Raw genomic sequence first — 2,639 nt, 5'->3', positions numbered from 1 at the left:
GAAGTATTTCGGCGGTGTAAATATAAAAGTGAAAGGGGATGTGTTCCATGTGACAGTCATGCTGCAGCAGGAAAATCAGGATAAAATTGTGTGACGGAAAAAGAAAGGAGAGAATGTATTATGAGTATGTTAGGAGTAAGCAATGCCGTAATAGGTGCATATCAGCACATAGGCAGGACGCAGAAAAATGCGGCAAGTGGAGCAAGTTTTACAGAACGGGCAGCGCAGACACAGGAAGCCTCGGATGCAGAAAAACTGGAGAATTTCAAAAAAGAAATCTGGAATGAGATAAATTCCATGCCGTGGGGAGCAAATACTTCCATACAGATAACGGATGGGGCTTTTAGGAAAATGATGGAAGACGGCGAATTTAAAAACAAAATGATGAAGATCATCCGGGAGGATGCCGTCAGTTCCAATAAGATGTGCGGTGGGACGTTGATAAACATTGATGAAAATGGGTATAAAGGTTATTCCTATATGGCAGACCATGCAAAAGAGGCAGGCTCGGCATTTGCAGCTCATTCCAAAGATAAGGATGCTTTTTATGTAAAAAAAGCAGAAAAAAGGCGGGAGTATATGAGGCTGTTGGAGGAAAAGCGGGTGCAGGCTAAGAGACAGCAGCAGGAACTTTTGGACGAAAAGATTGCAAAGGCGGAGCAGGAGAGAAGCAGGCTGGCAAAGGCGTGGAGCAGTAAGCAGCGGATGGTGGCGGCATCCAATGCTTATGATGCAAATGTCATGACGGAGACAGCGGCAGGCGGTGATTCGCTGCTTGGTTAATGAAGGGCATCATGCCCGGACTTACCGCAAGGGGGCATGGGCGGCTCCGAATGACAGAGGGGCTGTAGGTAAGATTTTTTGAAGGAGGATGAAAATTATGTCAATGGAGATCACAAACAATTACAGTAACTATGCGGCAAATTATACTGATGCCGTGAAAAAGCCGGATGGCAGGGCGGCAACAGAGGTAAAGATAAGCAAATCAACAAACAGCAAAGACAAGGTGCAGGCGTATTATGAACAGCTATGCAAAAAATTTCCACAGATAAATTTCAACACAAATGGCGGCGTATTACCGAGCAATAGCAGCAGAGTCACGGTAAATCTTTCGTATGACTGTTTGAAGAAAATGGCAAATGATCCTGAATTCGCAAAAGAAATCGAATGGAATCTGTCGGGAGAAGTTGCTGCAAACTCAATGGTTTATGGGTGGGCGCAGAGAGATGGTGTCGTACTTGGCGGAAGGACTGTTACATATGATGCCAATGGCAACAGGCAGTCATCCTGTGGCGGCATGAGGACAGCAAATACAGGGAATGGAAATAACAATACTGATAAAATACAGAAGAAGTATAAGGAAGAGGAAGAACGCCTGTTAAAAGCCAGAAAGAAACGTGAAGAAAAGGAAAAAATTGCTGAAAAGCAAGCAGAGAAAAAGGCGGAGGAAGAAAAAGCAGCGGAACGTCGGGCAGAAAGAAAAGAGCATATGGAAAAACTGATGGAAGGGACGTACAAGGTATCTGCCATTGGCACAGATATGAAAAGCGTTACACAGAATATTGTTGAGGTGGTTTCAGGCACATCATCATCCACAGGGGCAAGTTTTGATTTAAAGGCGTAAGGGATATTCCGCAGCAGACGGCTCAGATATGGCTGTTACATAAAAGGAAATCGGAGGGCTTGAAAAATGCGTGTCAGCAGAATACCGGCATTACTGATTACGGCAATGATGATTCCTGCGATTAGCGGATGCACCACACAGGGAAGCCCCGCCCCGGATGCCATGCATCAGATTGAGGATGGCAGTCCGGCGGTCTATGATGATGACCCGATAGCGGTGGAGCCGCAGCTTGACGAAGATGAGCTGGACGGGGATTTGGATGAATCCAACGTGCAGGGGGAGATCATTTCGGCGGAACCGCATAAAGGGAGCGCGGATTGAAAAAAGTGATTGCAGTAATTTTAGCGAAGGGAGGTGCTGGTTATGAAGTTTGACAGGGGAAGTTAGGCGGTATGTCTGCATGGAGGTAATGAACCGCTCGGACTTATTATGAGGGAGCGGATGCGGCTCTGAACGACAGAGGGGCTGCAATAATAAAAATTATGGAGGACATTTGGAGATGAGTGTAAATGGAATAGGAGTGGGTTATCCCGCATGGCGTGAAATGGGGAAGGCACAGAGGAATGGTTCGGGAACGGGCTATGCAGGCAGGATGGCAGATGCAGATATGGTGAGAGAGGGTTTGGGTAAAAATTTCATTTATTCAAAAGCAGGAGAAAGGTTTTCTGCATATGATGCATATTCCATAATGGGCAGTATGGGTTCAAGATTTCATACAAATAATCTTAAGGCAGAAACAAAGCAGCCAGTTGAAAAAGTAGGGAGTGAGCGGTATTTAATTGAACCTTCAGATGAGATATCTGGATATTGGCGTATATAGGATAAGAAACTTGATAAATCATTTGAGTTTGACCCCAATAATACATCGGTACAAACAGATGGCAATTCGGGTAAAAAATACATTGTGGCGACTGACCCAAGGGGAGGGCTGATGGATGTCATGTCCGCTGGCAGTGAGCTTATGGAGACATTGGCACAGTTTTTAAATGTCGATAATGCAGACAGTATTCCTACA

General features: G+C 45.3%; 4 protein-coding genes. All 4 read left to right on the top strand.

The window, feature by feature from the left end; all coding sequences use genetic code 11:
• Nucleotides 1-120: 120 nt before the first annotated feature.
• The 4 genes from D7Y06_RS24650 to D7Y06_RS24635 all read left to right on the top strand — a co-directional run bounded on the left by D7Y06_RS24650 (nucleotide 121) and on the right by D7Y06_RS24635 (nucleotide 2,444).
• Nucleotides 121-783 carry a hypothetical protein gene (locus D7Y06_RS24650; protein ID WP_120410117.1) on the top strand — a complete coding sequence of 221 codons (663 nt, stop codon included), beginning with the start codon at nucleotides 121-123 and terminating at the stop codon, nucleotides 781-783.
• 97 nt (nucleotides 784-880) lie between these two features.
• Nucleotides 881-1,624 carry a DUF6033 family protein gene (locus tag D7Y06_RS24645; protein WP_120410116.1) on the top strand — a complete coding sequence of 248 codons (744 nt, stop codon included), beginning with the start codon at nucleotides 881-883 and terminating at the stop codon, nucleotides 1,622-1,624.
• Nucleotides 1,625-1,690: 66 nt separating this feature from the next.
• Nucleotides 1,691-1,945, top strand: a complete 255-nt coding sequence (locus tag D7Y06_RS24640; RefSeq protein ID WP_120410115.1) for a hypothetical protein — start codon at nucleotides 1,691-1,693, stop codon at nucleotides 1,943-1,945.
• A gap of 178 nt (nucleotides 1,946-2,123) precedes the next feature.
• Nucleotides 2,124-2,444, top strand: a complete 321-nt coding sequence (locus tag D7Y06_RS24635) for a hypothetical protein (protein WP_120410114.1) — start codon at nucleotides 2,124-2,126, stop codon at nucleotides 2,442-2,444.
• The last annotated feature ends 195 nt before the right edge of the window (nucleotides 2,445-2,639 follow it).

This window comes from Roseburia sp. 1XD42-69 (genome assembly GCF_003612565.1).
Taxonomy (GTDB): Bacteria; Bacillota; Clostridia; order Lachnospirales; family Lachnospiraceae; genus Roseburia_B.
Note: the sequence above shows the minus strand (reverse complement) of the source record. Positions and strands in the feature narration are given on the sequence as shown.

Bases quoted from the DNA above. Each gene is read 5' to 3' on its own strand.
- D7Y06_RS24650 (WP_120410117.1), top strand. From the start codon at position 121: ATGAGTATGTTAGGAGTAAGCAATGCCGTAATAGGTGCATATCAGCAC.
- D7Y06_RS24645 (WP_120410116.1), top strand. From the start codon at position 881: ATGTCAATGGAGATCACAAACAATTACAGTAACTATGCGGCAAATTAT.
- D7Y06_RS24640 (WP_120410115.1), top strand. From the start codon at position 1,691: ATGCGTGTCAGCAGAATACCGGCATTACTGATTACGGCAATGATGATT.
- D7Y06_RS24635 (WP_120410114.1), top strand. From the start codon at position 2,124: ATGAGTGTAAATGGAATAGGAGTGGGTTATCCCGCATGGCGTGAAATG.